The sequence below is a fragment of the Erythrobacter donghaensis genome, from assembly GCF_001557325.1.
GTDB classification, from domain to species: Bacteria; Pseudomonadota; Alphaproteobacteria; order Sphingomonadales; family Sphingomonadaceae; genus Erythrobacter; species Erythrobacter donghaensis_B.
In genome coordinates, this window is sequence record NZ_LSJS01000293.1 from 1 (window position 1) to 825 (window position 825).

Annotated in this window: 1 protein-coding gene and 1 pseudogene; one reads left to right on the forward strand and one right to left on the reverse strand. The window is 58.3% G+C overall.

What is annotated here, in order from left to right:
- Positions 1-48 precede the first annotated feature (48 nt).
- A pseudogene (locus tag AX692_RS20620) lies at positions 49-321 on the forward strand (hypothetical protein); the annotation flags it as partial.
- On the opposite strand, the gene AX692_RS16755 reads toward AX692_RS20620, so the two are convergent.
- On the reverse strand, positions 318-587 hold the full coding sequence (locus AX692_RS16755; protein ID WP_017184787.1) for a hypothetical protein: 270 nt from the start codon (positions 585-587) through the stop codon (positions 318-320). The pseudogene AX692_RS20620 and the gene AX692_RS16755 sit on opposite strands and share 4 nt — an antisense overlap.
- Positions 588-825 lie beyond the last annotated feature (238 nt).

Genomic DNA, 825 nt, shown 5'->3' on the forward strand with positions numbered 1-825 from the left:
CCTTTTAGACGCCGATCACCCCGCTAACGGGGTCCTTTTTGCACGCCGATCCACATCACCATTGAGAAACCGGTTTTCGACACACTTACGCCGATCGGCGCCTGCCGGCCTGACTTCATCCTGGAACTGCGCTCTCGCGAAACCGGCGAGATCAGGTCGATCATCGTGGAAGCCATGGGATCAACTGATGAGACGTATCTAGCCGCAAAAGCTGTCACTCATCCGCGCATGGCGCAAATTGGTCCACTCGTGTGTGTATCACCGGCGGATGTGGAAACGGGCCGCATCGGCGCTATCGTCCGTCGCGCGGCGGGCGCCTAGCTCCAGCGCATCGATGTGGCGAAGAGAATGACGATGCCGAGCGTCACAGGCATGGAAGTCAGGTACAGCTTTTGCCAGCGCCACCATATTTTCGGGACAAACAGGATGGCGGACCGAAGGGAATTGACGCTGGACCAGCCGCGCTCGCGAACCACTTCCACCATTGTCGTCGCGCAGGAGAGCGCCATGGCGATCACGCAGCACGAACCGGCAGCGACATAAAGCGCCATCCAGTTCGCCAGTTCGATCGCCGTCAGATATCGCATCTCAGCAACCTGTATAGCCGATAATCGTGCACAAAGGCTAATCGGAGTATCAGGTACCGCAAAATTGGAACTTGCCTCATCTGAGATGCACAGATGCCAAAGGTCGGCGTTGCAACGCGATGCAGAAGATGCGTGCGCGTCAGTCCGGGTCCGACCGCAGTAGTACCCGCGCTACGAGGTCGTAGGTAAGCGTCCGGTGAAAACCGTGGCGTCATATGGCCGGTTTCGGGAAAACGGC